General features: G+C 61.7%; 11 protein-coding genes and 1 tRNA gene. 7 read left to right on the forward strand and 5 right to left on the reverse strand.

Features of this window, described 5'->3' with window-relative positions; translation table 11 throughout:
* Positions 1-78: 78 nt before the first annotated feature.
* The 6 genes from I2I05_RS10730 (at position 79) to I2I05_RS10755 (ending at position 9,538) form a co-directional block, all read left to right on the forward strand.
* A complete protein-coding gene (locus tag I2I05_RS10730) occupies positions 79-3,183 on the forward strand; it encodes an amidohydrolase family protein (RefSeq protein WP_196282246.1) in 3,105 nt (1,034 codons plus the stop codon).
* An 8-nt stretch (positions 3,184-3,191) separates the two neighbouring features.
* Positions 3,192-4,493: an amidohydrolase family protein gene (locus I2I05_RS10735; protein WP_196282247.1), complete on the forward strand. Its 1,302-nt coding sequence runs from the start codon at positions 3,192-3,194 to the stop codon at positions 4,491-4,493.
* A 212-nt stretch (positions 4,494-4,705) separates the two neighbouring features.
* Positions 4,706-6,736, forward strand: a complete 2,031-nt coding sequence (locus I2I05_RS10740; protein WP_196282248.1) for an RICIN domain-containing protein — start codon at positions 4,706-4,708, stop codon at positions 6,734-6,736.
* 116 nt (positions 6,737-6,852) lie between these two features.
* Complete coding sequence (locus I2I05_RS10745) at positions 6,853-7,764, forward strand: DUF6929 family protein (RefSeq protein ID WP_196282249.1); 912 nt, start codon at positions 6,853-6,855, stop codon at positions 7,762-7,764.
* An 84-nt stretch (positions 7,765-7,848) separates the two neighbouring features.
* The gene (locus I2I05_RS10750) at positions 7,849-8,274 is read left to right on the forward strand and encodes a hypothetical protein (protein ID WP_196282250.1); all 426 of its coding nucleotides are present in this window, start codon (positions 7,849-7,851) and stop codon (positions 8,272-8,274) included.
* 157 nt (positions 8,275-8,431) lie between these two features.
* Positions 8,432-9,538 carry a cobalamin B12-binding domain-containing protein gene (locus I2I05_RS10755; protein ID WP_196282251.1) on the forward strand — a complete coding sequence of 369 codons (1,107 nt, stop codon included), beginning with the start codon at positions 8,432-8,434 and terminating at the stop codon, positions 9,536-9,538.
* A gap of 36 nt (positions 9,539-9,574) precedes the next feature.
* On the opposite strand, the gene I2I05_RS10760 is transcribed toward I2I05_RS10755, so the two are convergent.
* The 4 genes from I2I05_RS10760 to I2I05_RS10775 all read right to left on the reverse strand — a co-directional run bounded on the left by I2I05_RS10760 (position 9,575) and on the right by I2I05_RS10775 (position 11,898).
* Positions 9,575-10,765, reverse strand: coding sequence for a lactonase family protein (locus tag I2I05_RS10760; protein WP_196282252.1), 1,191 nt, complete (start codon positions 10,763-10,765; stop codon positions 9,575-9,577).
* 141 nt (positions 10,766-10,906) lie between these two features.
* A tRNA-Leu gene (locus tag I2I05_RS10765) sits at positions 10,907-10,988 on the reverse strand.
* Between the two features lie 36 nt (positions 10,989-11,024).
* Entirely contained in the window at positions 11,025-11,564 is a 540-nt protein-coding gene (locus I2I05_RS10770; protein WP_196282253.1) for an iron-sulfur cluster co-chaperone HscB C-terminal domain-containing protein, read from the reverse strand.
* 46 nt (positions 11,565-11,610) lie between these two features.
* A complete protein-coding gene (locus tag I2I05_RS10775) occupies positions 11,611-11,898 on the reverse strand; it encodes a putative quinol monooxygenase (RefSeq protein WP_196282254.1) in 288 nt (95 codons plus the stop codon).
* 133 nt (positions 11,899-12,031) lie between these two features.
* Between I2I05_RS10775 and I2I05_RS10780 the strand changes: the two genes are divergently transcribed.
* Complete coding sequence (locus tag I2I05_RS10780) at positions 12,032-12,247, forward strand: hypothetical protein (protein WP_196282255.1); 216 nt, start codon at positions 12,032-12,034, stop codon at positions 12,245-12,247.
* 124 nt (positions 12,248-12,371) lie between these two features.
* Here I2I05_RS10780 and I2I05_RS10785 read toward each other — a convergent pair whose 3' ends face one another.
* Entirely contained in the window at positions 12,372-16,055 is a 3,684-nt protein-coding gene (locus I2I05_RS10785; RefSeq protein ID WP_196282256.1) for an alpha-amylase domain-containing protein, read from the reverse strand.
* Between the last annotated feature and the right edge of the window lie 101 nt (positions 16,056-16,156).

Here is a 16,156-nt window from a genome sequence, read left to right on the forward strand (position 1 = left end):
GGTATTACATTTGGCCCTCACACCTCACAATCCTTGGTGTTTCAAAGCCTACTAGGCTTTCAATTGTCTGCTTTTTATATGGCGAAAATTTCCTCTGAAGTGGCCCTAGTGGCCGTAATAATGGCAGCGGCCGGGGCGGCCCAGGCCCAGCCCGGCACCTACCCACGCAACGGCGTGTACGACCAGCGGCCGGGGGTGTTTGCCTTCACCCACGCCACGCTGTTTACGGATTACAAAACCCAAATCAACGACGCCACGCTTATAATTAAGGACGGCAAAGTGGTGGCCGCGGGCCCCGCCACCAAGGTGAAAATACCGACGGGTGCCGTGGTGCAGGATGTGCGCGGCAAGTTCATCTATCCCGGTTTGGTGGACGTGTTCACGAGCTACGGCGTGCCCGAAGTAAAGGCCGCCGAGCGCCAGGGCCGCCGCGTGCCCCCGCAGTTCGATACCCAAAAAGTTGGCGCCTACAACTGGAACCAGGCCATTCACCCCGAAGTGAACGCCGCCGAGCAGTTTAAGGTCAACAACGAGCAGGCCGGCGCCTACCGGGCCCTGGGCTTTGGGGCGGTGCTCACCCAGCAGGCCGACGGCATTATGCGCGGCACGGCCGCCTTGGTCAGCCTGAACACCAACCGCAAGGAAAACGAGGTGATGCTGCTGGAAAAGGCTGCTTCCGGGCTGTCCTTCGAAAAAGGAAGCAGCACCCAGGACTACCCCGGCTCGCTGATGGGCAGCATTGCGCTGCTGCGTCAAACCTACCTCGATGCCCAATGGAACCAGCGCAACCCTCGCCGCGAGCAAAACCTGTCGCTGCAGGCTCTGAGCCAGCAAAAAGCGCTGCCGGCAATCTTCCAGGCCAGCGACAAGCTCTCGGCCTTGCGGGCCGATAAGGTGGGCGATGAGGCCGGCCAGCAGTACGTCATCAAGGGGCGCGGCGATGAGTACCAGCGCCTCAACGACCTGAAAGCCACGGGCGCCACCTTTGTGCTGGCCCTCAACTACCCCGATGCCTACAACGTGGAGGACGTGTACGACGCCCTGCGCATTCCGCTCGAAGACCTAAAGCACTGGGAGCTAGCGCCCGCCAATGCGGCCAGATTGAGCCAGGCCGGGGTGCCGTTTGTGCTCACCGCCGCCGACCTCAAAGACAAAAAGAAGTTTTTGCCCAACCTGCGCAAGGCCGTGCAGTACGGCCTAAGCGAACAAGCCGCGCTGCAGGCCCTCACCGAAACCCCCGCCCGCCTGCTCCGGGCCCAGGACCGCATCGGCGCCCTGAAGCCGGGCATGGAAGCCAATTTCGTGGTGTGCTCGGCCCGCTTCCTGGCCGACGACAACGTGCTGCTTGACAACTGGGTGCAGGGCGAGCGCTACCAGCTGACCACGGTGCCGGCCGACTACCGCGGCGTGTACACTCTTAAAATCGGCGAGCAGCCCGAAGGCCGGTTCCTGATTCAGGGCAAGCCCGAGGCGCCGGAGCTGAAAATCGTGCCCACCGCCGGCGACACCATCCGCGGCAACATGACGGTGACCAGCGACATGGCCACGGTGGTTTTTAACCCCAACGACAAGCAAAAGGGGAGAGGCGCCAAAGCAGCCGAGCCCAAGAAACCCGACGCAGCTGCCGGCTCGGTCCGCCTGAGCGGCTACTACACGCAGGAGGGCCGGGTATTCCAGGGCGATGGCCTGCTGGCCGACGGCACGCCCGTGAAGTGGCGCGCCGTGCGCCTGGAAGAAGCCAGCCGCGCCGCCCGGCGCGATTCGGCCAAAGTCATGCCGCTGCCGGTGGTGGGCAGCGTGCTGTTTCCCTTCGCCGCCTACGGCCGGGCCGAAATGCCCAGCCAGCAAACCACGCTCATCAAAAACGCTACGGTGTGGACCAGCGAGGTCGCTGGCAAGCTCGAAAACACCGACGTGCTGCTGGTGAACGGCAAAATCTCGAAAATTGGCAAAAGCCTGGCCCTGCCCAAAGGCGGCCGTAGCATCGACGGCACCGGCAAGCACCTTTCGCCGGGCATTATCGATGAGCACTCGCACATTGCCGTGGCCGGCGGCGTGAACGAAGGTACCCAGGCCGTGACCAGCGAAGTGCGCGTGAGCGACGTGGTGGACAATGAGGACGTGGGCATTTACCGCGACCTGGCCGGCGGCGTGGTGGCCGCGCAACTGCTGCACGGCTCGGCCAACCCCATCGGCGGGCAGTCGGCGCTGGTGAAAATGCGCTGGGGCGCCACGCCCGAAGCCATGCAAATTGCCGGCGCGCCGGGCTTCATCAAGTTTGCGCTGGGTGAAAACGTGAAGCAGAGCAACTGGGGCGAAATGAACGTGCTGCGCTTCCCGCAGACGCGCATGGGCACCGAGCAGGTGTTCATGGATGCCTTCACCCGCGCCAAGGAGTACGAAAAAGAAATGGCTGCCTACAACAAGCTCAGCAAAAGCAAGCAGCAGAAAACCGAAGGTCCGCGCCGCGACCTGGAGCTCGATGCCTTGGTCGAAATCATGAATCGCCAGCGGTTCATCACCTGCCACAGCTACGTGCAGAGTGAGATAAACATGCTGCTGGGCGTGGCCGACCGCATGGGCTTCAAGGTAAACACCTTTACCCACATTCTGGAGGGCTACAAGGTGGCCGACAAGATGAAAGCCCACGGCGCCAACGCCAGCACTTTCTCCGACTGGTGGGCTTACAAAAACGAAGTGCGCGACGCCATTCCCTATAACGCCGCCATCATGACGCGAGCCGGGCTGAACGTTGCCATCAATTCTGACGACGCCGAAATGAGCCGCCGCCTCAACCAGGAGGCTGCCAAAACCGTGAAGTACGGCGGCCTGACGGAGGAGGAAGCCCTGCGCTTGGTGACCATCAACCCGGCCAAAATGCTGCACCTCGACGGCAAGATGGGCTCCATCAAGGAAGGCAAAGACGCCGATGTGGTGCTCTGGACCGACAACCCCCTGAGCATCTACGCCCGGCCTGAATACACCTTCGTAGACGGCCGCGAGATGTTCAGCCTCACCGCCGATGCGGCTTTGCGGGCCGACATCCAGAAGGAGCGGCAGCGCATCGTGCAGGCCATGCTGACCGCCAAAAAAGGCGGCGCGCCCACCCAGTCGGCCCCGAGCAAAGCGCAGGGCCTGTGGCACTGCGATACCCTGGGCCAAGAAAAAGAACTAGCTGAATAACGACTCCTATGCGCATTTCCCTAACCCTCGCTTTAGCTAGTACTGCTTTCACCGCCTTCGCTCAGGTGCCTACGCCGGCGCTGCCGCAGAGCAAGCCGATGCTCATCACGGGCGCCACGTTGCACGTGGGCAACGGCACCGTGGTGCCCAATGCCACGGTGGCATTCGACAAAGGCCGCCTGACCTACGCAGGCCCTGCCGCGGGCTTCACGCAGGACAAAGCCGGCTACGAAACCATCGACGCGGCCGGACAACAGTTGTACCCAGGCCTGATTGTGCCCAATACGACGATGGGCCTGACCGAAGTTGAATCCATCCGGGCCACCGTAGACGAGCAGGAAGTGGGCGCGCTGAACCCCAACGTGCGCGCCATCATCGCCTACAACACCGACTCCGACATCATGCCCACCGTGCGCACCAACGGCGTATTGCTGGCCCAGCCCACTCCGCGCGGCGGGCTGCTCTCGGGCCAAAGCAGCGTGGTGCAGCTTGATGCCTGGAACTGGCAGGATGCCGTGGTGCGCGCCGATGAAGGCCAGCACCTCACCTGGCCCCAGATGATATTCCGGCTCAACCCCAACGAGGACGCCACTGCCCTGGACCGCCGCCAAAAAGCCCGTGAATCCCAACTGCGCGACCTCGAGCAGCTGTTCGGCGAAGCCAATGCCTACCGCCAGCTGCCCGCCGGCCGCAAGGAAAACCTGCGCCTGGCTTCCCTGGCTGGCATTTTCGACGGCTCCAAAACCCTGTACCTGCACGCCGACTACGGCAAGGAAATCATTGAATCGGTGCGCTTTGCCCGGCGTATGGGTGCCCAGAAGGTGGCCGTGGTAGGTGCCCGTGACGCCTGGATGGTGCTGGATTTCCTCAAGCAGAACGACGTGAGCGTGGTGGTGTCGCGCATTCACGCGCTGCCCCGCCGCGACGCCGACGACTACGACCAGCCCTACAAACTACCCGCGCAGCTGCAGGCCGCCGGTGTGCGCTTCTGCCTAGACTACCAGGGCGACCAGGAAACAGCCGGCTCGCGCAACCTAGCTTTCGTGGCCGGTACCGCCGCCGCTTTTGGCCTCACCAAAGAGCAGGCCCTGACCGCCGTTACCCTCACCACCGCTCAGATTATGGGCATCGACAAAGACTACGGCACGCTGGAAGCTGGCAAAAGCGCCACGCTGGTGCTCAGCCAAGGCGACCTGCTCGACATGCGCACCAACGCCGTGTCGCGGGCATTTATTGATGGTCGCAGCATCTCCCTGGAAAACAAGCAGACGTATTTGGAGAAGAAGTTCCGCAGCAAATATGGCTTGTAGGGCCATGCCAACAGTGGCCAATGAGTAGGAGCCGTTTGGGGACGTGACCCCGCCACCGTTTCATTCTCGTGCGTCCATAATACTTACGTGAAGAGCCGCAAGATATTGCGGCTCTTTTGCGTTGTCGCGGTCCACGGTGGCGCATTTCGCCTTTCCCGCCGTTCTTTTGCATCGTTCACCCACGCGTGCTCCCTTCCTGCGCGCCCCAACTGATGTTTCGACTGCTTTCGCTGTTTCTGCTGCTGCCTCTTCTTGCCCACGCCCAAGCGTCTTTCGTGCCCGATGAGCGGGCGTATTATGGATTGGTTAATCGCGGCAGCGGGCGGAGCCTGGACATTGCCAGCGCCAGCACCGCCAGCGGAGCGCCGGCGGTGCAGTGGGAGTTCACGCACGCCCCCAGCCAGCAATGGCGCTTTGTACCCATGCGGGCGGGCAGCGAGTACTACCGCATTGAGGCGCGCCACAGCACCCAGTGCCTCACCGTGGGCAAGGCCGGCGAAAATATGGCCCTCGTGCAGCGCCCGTTTCAGGGCAGCGCCGAGCAGCAGTGGCGGCTGGTGCCGGCCGGCCCGGCCGGCAGCTATCAGCTAGAAAACAAGAGCGAGGCCCGTTGCGCCGCCCTGGCGGCGGCCGATAAATTCAACGGGACGCCCGTGTTGGCCCAAAAAGGCAATGGCCGGGCCAGCCAGCAGTGGCGCCTGTTTCTGCTGCGCCTGAACGTGCTGGACGGCCCGTCGCCCTTTGGTCCGCCACAGCTACTGGCCGGCCCGGTGAATTCGCCGGGCAATGAGGTGAACCCCATCATGAGCCCGGATGGCAACTCGCTGTATTTCGCGCGCACCAAGTTTGCGGGCAATACCGAAGGCAACACCGATTCGGGCGACGCGTGGCTGAGCCGCAGCGCCGACAAGGGCCAAACCTGGGGCCCCATCACCCGGCTCGATGCCATCAACACGCCCCAAAACAACGAGGTGGTGGCCGTGGCTGGCGCCGAAGGCCAAACGCTTTATATGCGGGGTACTTACGAAGTGGGCACCTCGCGCGACGAGGGCCTGAGCAAAGCCACCCGCGCGGCCGCTACCGCCGGCCCCACCAAAAACTTCAAGCCCGACCCGGTCCGGGTCGCGAATTATTACACGGCCGTGCCCGGTTCGGGTTTTTTTGTTTCCAGGGATGAGAAAATCATGCTGCTTTCGCTGGAGCGCGGCGACTCGGAGGGCGGTAATGACATTTACCTGAGCCGGCCCGATGGGAGCGGGGGCTACACCGAGCCCAAAACCCTGGGGCCGGTGCTGAACTCGCCGGGTTTTGACTTTGCGCCCTGGCTGACGCCGGATGGCAAAACCCTCTATTTTGCCTCTTACGGCCACATGGGTTACGGCTCGGCCGATTTATTCGTGAGCCAGCGCCTCGACGAGAGCTGGACCCGGTGGAGTGAGCCCCGCAACCTGGGCCCGGCCCTGAACGGCCCCGGTTTCAATGCCTATCTCAGCCTGACGCCGGATGGCAAAACGGCGTATTATGCTTCCTCGCCCACGGCCAACGCTACCAAGGATATTTGGCGCACGGGCCGCGCCGTACCGGCCGATTCCCTGCCCGCCGCGCCCGTTGCGGTGGTCACGGAGGCCTCGCCCCGCGCTTTCGTAACCGGCCGCGTGCTGGATGCGCGCACCAAGCAGCCAGTGCCGGGCGCCATCGTGAAGGCCGTGTTGCAGGCCAATGCGGCGGGCACCCAGTTCAACGCCACCAGCCGGGCCGACAATACGGGCGGCTACCAAATGTCGCTGCTGCCGGGCAAGTACTACCTCTCGGCCACGGGCGGCGGCTTCCTGACGGTGGGCGACACGCTCGTGGCCAGCGGTTCGCCGCGCCGCGATTTGCTGCTGCTGCCCGCCGCCGTGGGAGCCAAAGTTGATTTGCCCAGCATCATCTTCGCCCAGGGCAAAGCCGGGCTCTTGGGCTCGTCCTACACCGAACTCAACCGGCTGGCCATTGCCCTGCAAGCCAGCCCGGGCACCGAAGTGCGCCTGGAAGGCCACACCGACAACGTGGGTCCGGCCGATAAAAACCAGCAGCTTTCCGAAGACCGGGTGACCGAAGTGAAGCGCTACCTCGTGGGCCGCGGCGTCGACGAGAAGCGCATCACCACCGTGGGCTTTGGCGGCACCAAGCCGAAGTTTTCGAATGCGCGGGAAGAAACCCGCCGGCTCAACCGACGCGTGGAGCTGGTGATTGTGAAGTAGTGAGGCCGAATTGAGCTGCGCATTTGGCCAAGTTCTGCGTAAGGAGATGCGTCAACTACAACCAGCTGAAAAGTGCACTTCTCACCTGGAATGTTCCACACAGTAAGTAGAGCCAGATGACCGCCACCATCCTCTCCGAAAACCCCATTCCCGGCCTACCTTCCGCTTCCGGCATCGAACTGATTGGCCCCGTGGCCTACGTCATCAGCGACGACGCGCCGTTTGTGTACTTGCTGGATGCGGCTACGCTGGCGTTGCTGGCCCAGGTGCGGCTGTTCGAGAGCGCAGAATTTGGCACCGGCCGCATTCCCAAAAGCAGCAAGCCCGATGTGGAAGCCCTCACGGCGCTCACCTGGCCCACCGGGCAGGCCGGCGTGCTGGTGCTGGGCTCGGGCAGCACGCCGACGCGGCAAACCGGCTGGTTCGTGCCAGTGTCGGGCGTCACGCCGCTGCGGGTAAACTTAGCGCCGCTCTACGAGTTGCTGCGTGCGCAACTGCCCGCCGGCGCGGTTGTCAACATTGAAGCGGCCGCAACCACTGCGGCCGAGCTGTTATTATTTCAGCGGACCGTGGGGAAGGTCGAAGGCGCGCTGCTGTTCCGCCTGCCGTTGGCGGACTGCCTACAATTCCTGGCTGGAGTGGGCAAAGCCCCCACCGTGAAGGCTCCGCGGCAGTTTCCCGTGCCCTATATCAATAACCGCGCGGCCGGATTTTCGGGCGCCACCTTCGTGCAGGAGCAGCTATTCGTGACGGCTTCCGTGGAGGACACCGAGGACGCGGTGCTCGATGGCGCGGTGCTGGGCTCGTTTGTGGGTGTGGTAAGTGGGGCCGCTCAGCAGGCGACGTTCGTGCGGCTGGCTTGGCCCGATGGGCGCCCTTACCTGGGCAAAGTAGAAGGCATTGCCGTGCGCCGCACCCTGGGCCCCCGCCATTGGGAAGTGCTGCTCGTGACCGACGACGACGCCGGGGGCAGCACGGCCGTAGTTGCCGAAATTAACACCGGCGAAGGGCCAGCGGGTACGAAATAGCTGGAGTAGGGAAACGAGTCTTGCCCTTTCCCGGTGTAATTTTGGGAGCAACGAGGGGGCTCCCCCGCGCTTCTTCCATTGCTCATGAATTCGCTGCCTTTTGCCAAGGAAAATCTTTATTTTCAAAGTGTGGCTGGCAAGCTTTACCACCACCCGGACGGGTTCGTGCGCTTGGCCTGGAGCTCGGAGCGGTTTTCGCTGGAAGCCATGAAGGCATTCTACGAGCAGGTCTTGGCCCTGTTGATAACTTCAAACACGCGCAAAATCCTGTCGGAACACGGCAACCGTGCCCCGCTGCCAGCGCAGGCGCAGGAATGGCTCACCCAGAACTGGATTCCGCGGGCCATGGCCCAGGCCCGGACCCGCCACTGCGCCATCGTGGAAGGAGAAAACCCACTCCATCGCCTTTCCACCCAATCGGTGGTGGTGGGGGCGCCCACTAGCTTCGTCTTTCAGCGTTTTTCCACCCTCCAAGCGGCTCAAAAATGGCTGGTGGGCGTCGCAGTGTAGGGCACGGGGTTTTGAAGAATAAGTTTTTGAAAATTATAACTTTACGTAGTATTTGCTGACGTGCGTTACTGGGCGGGTGTATCCTGTTTGGTTAAAGTGCCGTAAATAGCGGGTGCTTTATTACTATCTCGATACTCTACATTAGAATCCGACTACTTTGCCCACCACCGATGTTTTGCGCGAGCATGCAGCCCAACGGCTGTATCAGGAACTGGATGCCCTGGCTGACTATGCAGTTAATCAGTTAGGACTTCCTTCTAGCAGTACGGCTGCTGGCACCGGCACCGCCCCGACGAACCCCGAACAACTCAAGCAACACCTGCTCGCACTGGCGAATGCCATTCTCATGGATAGCCCGGCGCTTTTTGAAGCGCACATGAGCCAGGTTAGCGAACAGGCCGGCGCCGAATCTGCTTTGGAGCAGATAGCCGCCATCCGCAAAGCCGTGCTGCTGCGGTTGAGCGTAGGCCAGTACGCCCTGGCCGCCACCGTACTGAGCGCCGTAACCAATTCGCTCTCCGCAGATCCGACGCCGGCGGTGCCCGGCAAAGAGTCGGCGGCGAGAACGGATGAGCTTTCCGCATTGGCTTCTGGTTACCTGAAACTGTTATTAGCCGCCGACCGCCCCGCCGCGCAACGACTACTTTTAGACGAAGCCGAAAACGGAGTTGATGTCCGTGACATTTACCTCGATGTGCTGCAGCCGGCCCAGCGCGAAGTGGGCAATTTGTGGCACAGCGGCACCATCAGCGTGGCCCAGGAGCACTACTGCACCGCCGCCACGGCCAGTCTGATGGCGCAATTTCAGCCATATTTCCAGCGCACGCCCCGCAACGGCCGCCACCTGCTGGCCGCCTGTGTGGCCGGCGACCTGCACACGTTGGGCTTGCAAATGGTGGCCGATTTTCTGGAGTACGAGGGCTGGAACGTCAGTTACCTGGGAGCCAGCACGCCCCTCGAAAGCATCCGGGCCATGGCCGCCGAGCAGGGCGTGGACCTGCTGCTCGCGGCGGCCTCAATGCCGCACCACGTGCCGTTGCTGCGCGAGCTGGTGACCTCGTTGCGCCGTGATGCCGCCACCCAGCACGTGCGGGTGCTCGTGGGCGGCCGGCCATTTGCCCGAGATGAGGCGTTGTGGGAGAGCATCGGCGCCGATGGCTGGGCCAGCAGCGCCAAAGAAGCTGTAGCGGTAGTACAAAGCCTCTTTAACGACGACCAAAGCGCTACACAGGCAAAACCTATTGCCCGCGCCCACGTGCGTTAGAGGCCCAAAAAAGAGGCCGCTTTACTTGAGGCCGCTTTACTTAGTGAAATCCTCTACCACCTGGAGAAACATAGGCGATGGTACTTCCACCGTTTGGCCAGTTGGGGTGAGTTGTCCGGTTTTCTGGTCAACCCGGAACGTAACGATGTTGTTGGAGTTTTGATTGGCGACCAGCAACAGGCGGCCCGAGGGGTCAAGCGTGAAATTCCGGGGCGTCTTGCCCTGCGTATCCACATCCTGCACCGATGTCAGGGTGCCGCTGGCCGCGTCGATGCTGAAAACGGCGATGCTGTTGTGGCCCCGGTTGGAGGCGTACAGGAACCGGCCATCGGGCGATACGTGGATGTCGGCGCAGGAATTTGCTCCTGCGTAGCCCACCGGCAGCGCCGAGAGGGTTTGGTGCTCGCGAAACTGCCCGGCGGCGTCGTAGTCCAGCGCCGTTATGGTTGAGTTTAGTTCGTTGATGAGGTACGCCCGCTTGCCATTGGGGTGGAAGGTGAGGTGGCGCGGCCCCGCACCGGGCCGGGCCACAAAAGCGGGCTCAGCCATTTGCGTCAGTTGGCCCTGGGCCGCGTTCAACCGGTACCGATATACCCGGTCGGTCCCCAAATCCACGGCAAAGGCGTAGGCATTGGCGGGGTCGGCAATAATGCAGTGGGCGTGCGCGCCGTCCTGGTTTTGGTGCGGGCCTTTGCCCGCGTGCTGGCTGGTGGAAGAGGGAGGCGCCAGTTGGCCGTCGGCCAGCACCGGCAGCAAGCTCACGTTGCCACCCACGTAATTGGCCACCAACGCGGCTTTTCCGCTCCGGTCGAGGCTGATGTAGCAGGGCGAAGCGCCGGTAGAAGGCTGCTCATTCAGCAGCGTGAGGTTGCCGGTGCGCCGGTCAACGGCATAGGACCGAACGCTGCCGCTCTTCATTCCCCGGAACGTCTGCGTTTCGTTGACCGCGTACAAAAAGCGCTGGCCTTCCGATAGGGTCAGGTATGTAGGGCTGGCCCCGCCACGCTGGGCACTCACCCGGGTTAGGGCACCGGTGGCGGGGGAGAGGCGGTACAGGAAAATCGTGTTTTCCTCAGCGGAACCCACGTTTGTGCCCACATACACCAAGTAGTCCTGCGATGCTGAACCAGTAGTAGGCCGTCCGCAGCCGGAGAGAAAAACGGCCGTAATCAGGCTAATGCCACCGATTAGGTGTTGGGTGCGGAGCAAACGAGCAGGGAAAGGCATCGAGAATACAGGTTTTCGGGGATGAGCTACAAAAGTGCAACAAACCAGATATACCCTTTGACCATTAACAACAGAAAGCCCCATAAACTGCTTCTGCTGCCAGAAATCAAGCTTGTGGGGCCTTCGGAAAATGAACTACAGTACCCGGAGCCGGAGTCGAACCGGCACACCTTGCGGTATTGGTGTTTGAGACCAACGCGTCTACCGGTTCCGCCATCCGGGCAGGATGAACTTTCAGAACAATTCCGCTCTGCCGGTATCAGGAGCGGGCTGCAAAGGTAGCAACTTGCTGCTGGATGCGCAATAGATACCGTTTTTTTAGGTAGTAGGTACGGATTTGGTGCAGCGCGGCCGGACGATGGTCGCTCGGTAGTCCTTCATAGCCAGCCAGTACGGGCTCGATGCCGGCGTCCAACGTATCGGCAATTGCCTGCACTTCACTGCTAACTTGGGCCATGGTGGAGGCGTCGGGGGCGTGTTCCAGGTCCATTAACTGCTCGTTGAGGTCCATCATGTCCATCAAAAAATCGGGTGGGAGCGGCTCCTGTTTGCTTTCCTCCAGCAAGCCGTGCTGGCGCAGAATATAAGCCATGCGCTTATCGGGGTCAGCCAGGGTGCGGTAGGCATCGGTGTTGACAGTGGCCTGTTGCAACATCTCGGCCTGGTTGTCGGCCGAGGAAGTGGCGTGAAAATCGGGGTGGGTTTCGCGGCTTTTGGCGTAGTAAAGGCGCTTGAGGGCCGCTTCATCGGGATGGAAAGACTCGGGCAGGCCGTAGAAAGAGAAGTAGTCGGAGGACATGAAACTGGAACGCAACAGGAGTGAAACAAAGAAACAGGTAGTACGGCTACCCCACCGGATTGACCGAAAAAGCCACCGGCGGCGCCGCAAACAGCCGCTTGGTGGCTGGCCACACCTCCCCAAAAAGAGCTGATTTGCGGTAGGCATCGAGCGCCGCCGCATCGTCCCAATGGCTGTAGGTGCAGTAGATGGCTGGGTTCTGCGCGTCCTGCCACAACTCGAGGTGCCGGCAGCCGGGCTGCTGCCGAATTCGGTTTTCGGACTCGCGAAACAGGGCCAAAAAAGCCGGTACCTGCTCGGCAGCAAAGGTCATGCGGACAATTCGAATGAGCATAATGGAAGGGCGTACAGAAGTGGTTGGCAGCAGAAGGATGGCTGCGAAAGTGCAAAAATGCCAACTCATAAACTGAACAGCCGTAAAGGTTAGTCAATAAATTCATACCACTGCCTTCATACCAACTGTTCTCATGCTACATAATCCCTTCCGCTCCGCCAAGATGCCTTGGCTCCTGGCCCCCGCCTTGGCCACCGGTTTGCTGCTGAGCAGCTGCAACAGCCAGCCTACCGCCACCGAAGTCGACAAAACAGCCACCGTGGTTCCTAGTGAAACCAACGAAGCTTCCGACAGCACGGCTACGACCGTTGCAACGGATAGCACCGGGGCAGCTACTACGGCTCCGTAGTAACTAAAACTCCGATAAATCAGCTTCTGTTAAGGCCGCCGCGTGGGTCTTACCGGAAGTTCCTTGCACCAAAAAAGCCAAGCCTCTACGGAGGCTTGGCTTTTTTGGTGGTGCGGCAACGTGGCTATTCCCGCACTACCCGCACGCGCTGGCTCAGTCCATCGGGACCGGAAACCGTGAGCAGGTACAAGCCCGGCGCGGCGCGGCGTAGGGCCGTCCCAAGCTGCCCTGCTAAGTCGGCCCGGGTGGCCGGGGCTGGGGCAAGCAGCACCTGGCCCAGCACGGTGCTGAGCGTGAGGCGCAATGGCACGTCATCGGCGAGGGCGGGGCCGCCGAGCAGTTGCACCGTGCCACCGTGGCTGGGGTTGGGGGCCACGTAATAGGGGCTGAAATTGGCGCTCACGTACGCCACGGGGCTGAAAGTGGTGCTCCCGTCAAGGTCACGCTGGCGTAGCCGGTAGTACGCGGCGGCGGGCGCGTCGAGGTCGTCGTAGCGATAGGTGCCGGGTTGGTTGTTGCCCCGAGCGGGCACGGTGGCAAGGCGCTGGAAGCTGCGGCCATCGGCTGACTTTTCAACGTCAAAGCCGGCATTGTTGTGTTCCATGGCCGTGGCCCAGGCCAGCCGGGTGCTGGCGTAACCCGTGCGGGCGGCCTCAAAACGGACAAGCGTGACAGGCAGCGGCGCCGTGTAATTGCCCACGGCAAATGTCCCGAACGAGCTGATTCCGGCAGTGCTGACTACGTACGGCCCGCTGCCATTGGCGATGGCCTTGCCCAAAGAAGCCCAGGAAGCTCCGGTGCCGCCCGCATTTCGGTACAAGCTGGCCTTACTTAAGTCAAAATCAGGGTTCTGGTCCAGTGCGTTGAACTGCACGCTTACGGTCGCCACCGGCTCTGTGCCGAGCGTGGGAATAACCTCCCAGGTACGGTTCACAAATTCGGCTTGTTTATCGAAAGCCGTGCCGCTGGTGCCGCTGGTGCCGTTGGCAAGTAGCCCGCTGAAAGTACGGACCCGGAAGCTGGTGCTGGCCCCCGTGTTGGCAAGCGTGAGTGGCGTGTACGAAGTAGCCGTGCCCACTGGGAAAACCACGGGCGTGCCACCCGTCGGCACCGGCCGCACCACGCCGCCGCTCGCAGCGGCCGCATCGGGCGTTACCACGTAGCTGCTGGCGGAGGCGCCGGTCACCGTAGCCGCATTGCCCAAAGTCAGGGTGTTGTTCTCGATTACCAAGCGGCCCGCACTGAACGTAAGCGCGTTGCTAATGCTGACGGAGCTGAATAAGCGTGCGCCAGCCGGGTTGTTGATGGTCAGATTGCTTAAGGCCAGGGGTGCGCTAGTGCTCACTATCTGCTGCGTGCTGCCGGTTAGCTCCAGGGTGCCAGTGCCGGAAAAGGTGCCGGTTACCGTGAGGTTGCCGCTCAGGCGCAGGGTGGTGCCAGCCGCCAAGGTGAGGCTGGCGCCGGACTCGACGGTGAGGTTGCGGGCGGCCAGGGTGCCCGTGCCCAGCAGGGGCACGAAGCTGGTGCCAGCCGGAACCAGAACGTCGGTGTTGGGGGAGGGCTCCACGCCATTTTCCCAGTTGCGGCAGTCGCCGGGGTCGGCGGTATTGTTGTTGCCGGTCCAGATGGCCACGGTGTTTCGGGGCTGAACCTCAATGCGGGTATTCACGGCCGGCGGCGCCGTGTAGCTCGCTTTCACGAAGCAGCGCTGGCCAGGGGTGGTAGCAAGGGTGTTGTGCACCTTGAGCACGTACCAGCCCGTAAAAGCAGGGGTGAACAAGCCGCTGGCCGAAGCCACGCCGCTGGCGCTGCTGAGCTGATTGCCCCGCAGGTCGAACAGCCCGATGGTGAGGCTGTGGCTGTTGGAGCCGTTGGCCGGAAAGAGGTCGTAGGTCACCGGCATGCCGGCTTGCACATAAATCTTGCCCACCACGCGCGAGTTGGTGGAGTTGCTGGGCAGGGCGCCGCCCTGGCCCAAGCTGCTGCAGTGCAGGTCGCCGAGGTCGTCGGCCATTTCCCACTCCTGGGTGGTTTGGGCCGTGCGGCCCGGGGCGTAGGTCGTGCCTTGGTTTTCGGGGGCCCACACCGAGTAGCCGCGTCGGCCTTGGGCGGCCGTGCCGTTGCAGGGCGGCGTGTTGATGTTTACGTACTTGTTGCCGTCGTTGCCGAGGTAAACCGTTTTGACGTCGTTGCCATTGGCCCCGGAATAGTCGTGGAGCCGGGTGCCGACGGCAAAATCCGTCTGCACGTCGTTATTCTGCCAAGTTGCCCACTGGTCGTTGATGCCAATCAGCGCTTTGGTGCTGCGCTCAAGCACGAGGTGGTCCTGAGCCTGGTAGCGCACCCGGTAGGCGCCGTCTTTGAAGTGCAGGTTCTGGTGACACCAGATGAGGTTTTCCAAATCGCTGCGCACGGGCAGGTCGATGGTATTGGCCGGTTCGTGGTTGAAGCGCTTGCCGGTGTTGCCGATATTAAACAAGTCTTCAAAGAAGATTTGCGGCGAGCCGTCCATGGCCAGGGCCACGGCATAAGCCGCCGAAAGCCGGGGCTCGAAGGGGTCGATGTGCGGAGCCAACTCGCTCCCCGTGTTCCAGCCCGAATAATTGCCGTTGGTGAGCTGGGGCCGGAAGGTGTCGTGGTTGTTCACGAAGGGCACCGTGCGGTGCACGTACGTATTGGAATTGCTGTAGTAGGCCACGCGCTGGTCTTGCTGGCGGCTGGGCAGGTTGCCCATGTCGAAGCCCCCGTTGCTGTACACCATACTGTAAATGCCTTCGCGCAGGCCAAAGTCGAACGTGCCCGAGAGGAAATCGCTGCCGCCGTTCTGGCCGTTCACGGTGGTGGTGTAGTTGTCGAGCTCGGATTTATTGCCCACGTATTCGCCCACGTTGAACATGGTTTCGCCCCCGTTGGCCCAGCCGGCGTTGTATTTCAGGTTGTAGCTCAGGTCCTGCTGCACCGCGTAGGAGAAATGCTTCACGGCATCCCAGCGGAAGCCGTCCACGCCGGTTTGCTTCTTCATCCACACTATCCAGTTGCGCGCCTCGTTGCGCGAGTAGCCGCTGGTTTGGGTGGGGTTGAAAGCGTTAGGGAATTGACTGGTAATGGCACCGCTCAGTCCGCCGTAGCCGTTGCCACCACCATCGTCGCCAAAGCAGAAATCTGGCCCGAACATCGGGTCGGCCAGGTTGCCGGACGTGCTGTTGTGCCCCAGGTGGGGGTGGAAGTTGGTGTAGTTCTTCGACCAGCGGCCCCGGCGGCTCAGGTAGTCCGTGGCGCTTTCGCCGCCCGTTTGGGGCAGGGGCGTGCCGAACGATGCGTAGCGGAAGGTTTTGTAGCCGCCATTGGTTTGCATGGAGTAGCTGTCCGGGTCTTGGCCGCCTTCGCCGTTGCTGCCGCCGGCACCGTCGATGTGGTTGAGCACCACGTCCTGAATGACTTCAATGCCGTTGGCGTGCAGCACGGCCACCATGCGCAGGAACTCATCTTTCGAGCCGAAGCGGGTGCGGGTGTCGCCTTTCTGGTACTTGTCGCCGAGGTCGTAGTGGTCGAAGGGCGAGTAGCCCACGTCGTTGGTGGCGTTTTTGTTTTTGGGCGTGGGCGGAATCCACACCGCATCAATGCCCAAGCCCTTCAAGCGCGGAGCCAGCTCGGTGAGGTAGTCGGCCCACTTGAAGCGGTACGTTTCATTATAATAATCCCACCAGAAGGCTTGGAGAACTACTTTTTTGGAAGTGGTTTGGGCATAGGCTGGCCGAATGCCCAGTACCAAAGCCAGCATCACCACGAGAGCGTAGCGTTTTGTCATTTACGAGTAAAGTAATTTTTATAAGCAGAGACAAATTTACCTAATACCTCATTGGCAGCATAATATAATTAGAAGATTCTGAGCTACTTCCATTGTTTTAT

Origin of the sequence: Hymenobacter jeongseonensis (genome assembly GCF_015694725.1) — a bacterium.
GTDB lineage: Bacteria > Bacteroidota > Bacteroidia > Cytophagales > Hymenobacteraceae > Hymenobacter > Hymenobacter jeongseonensis.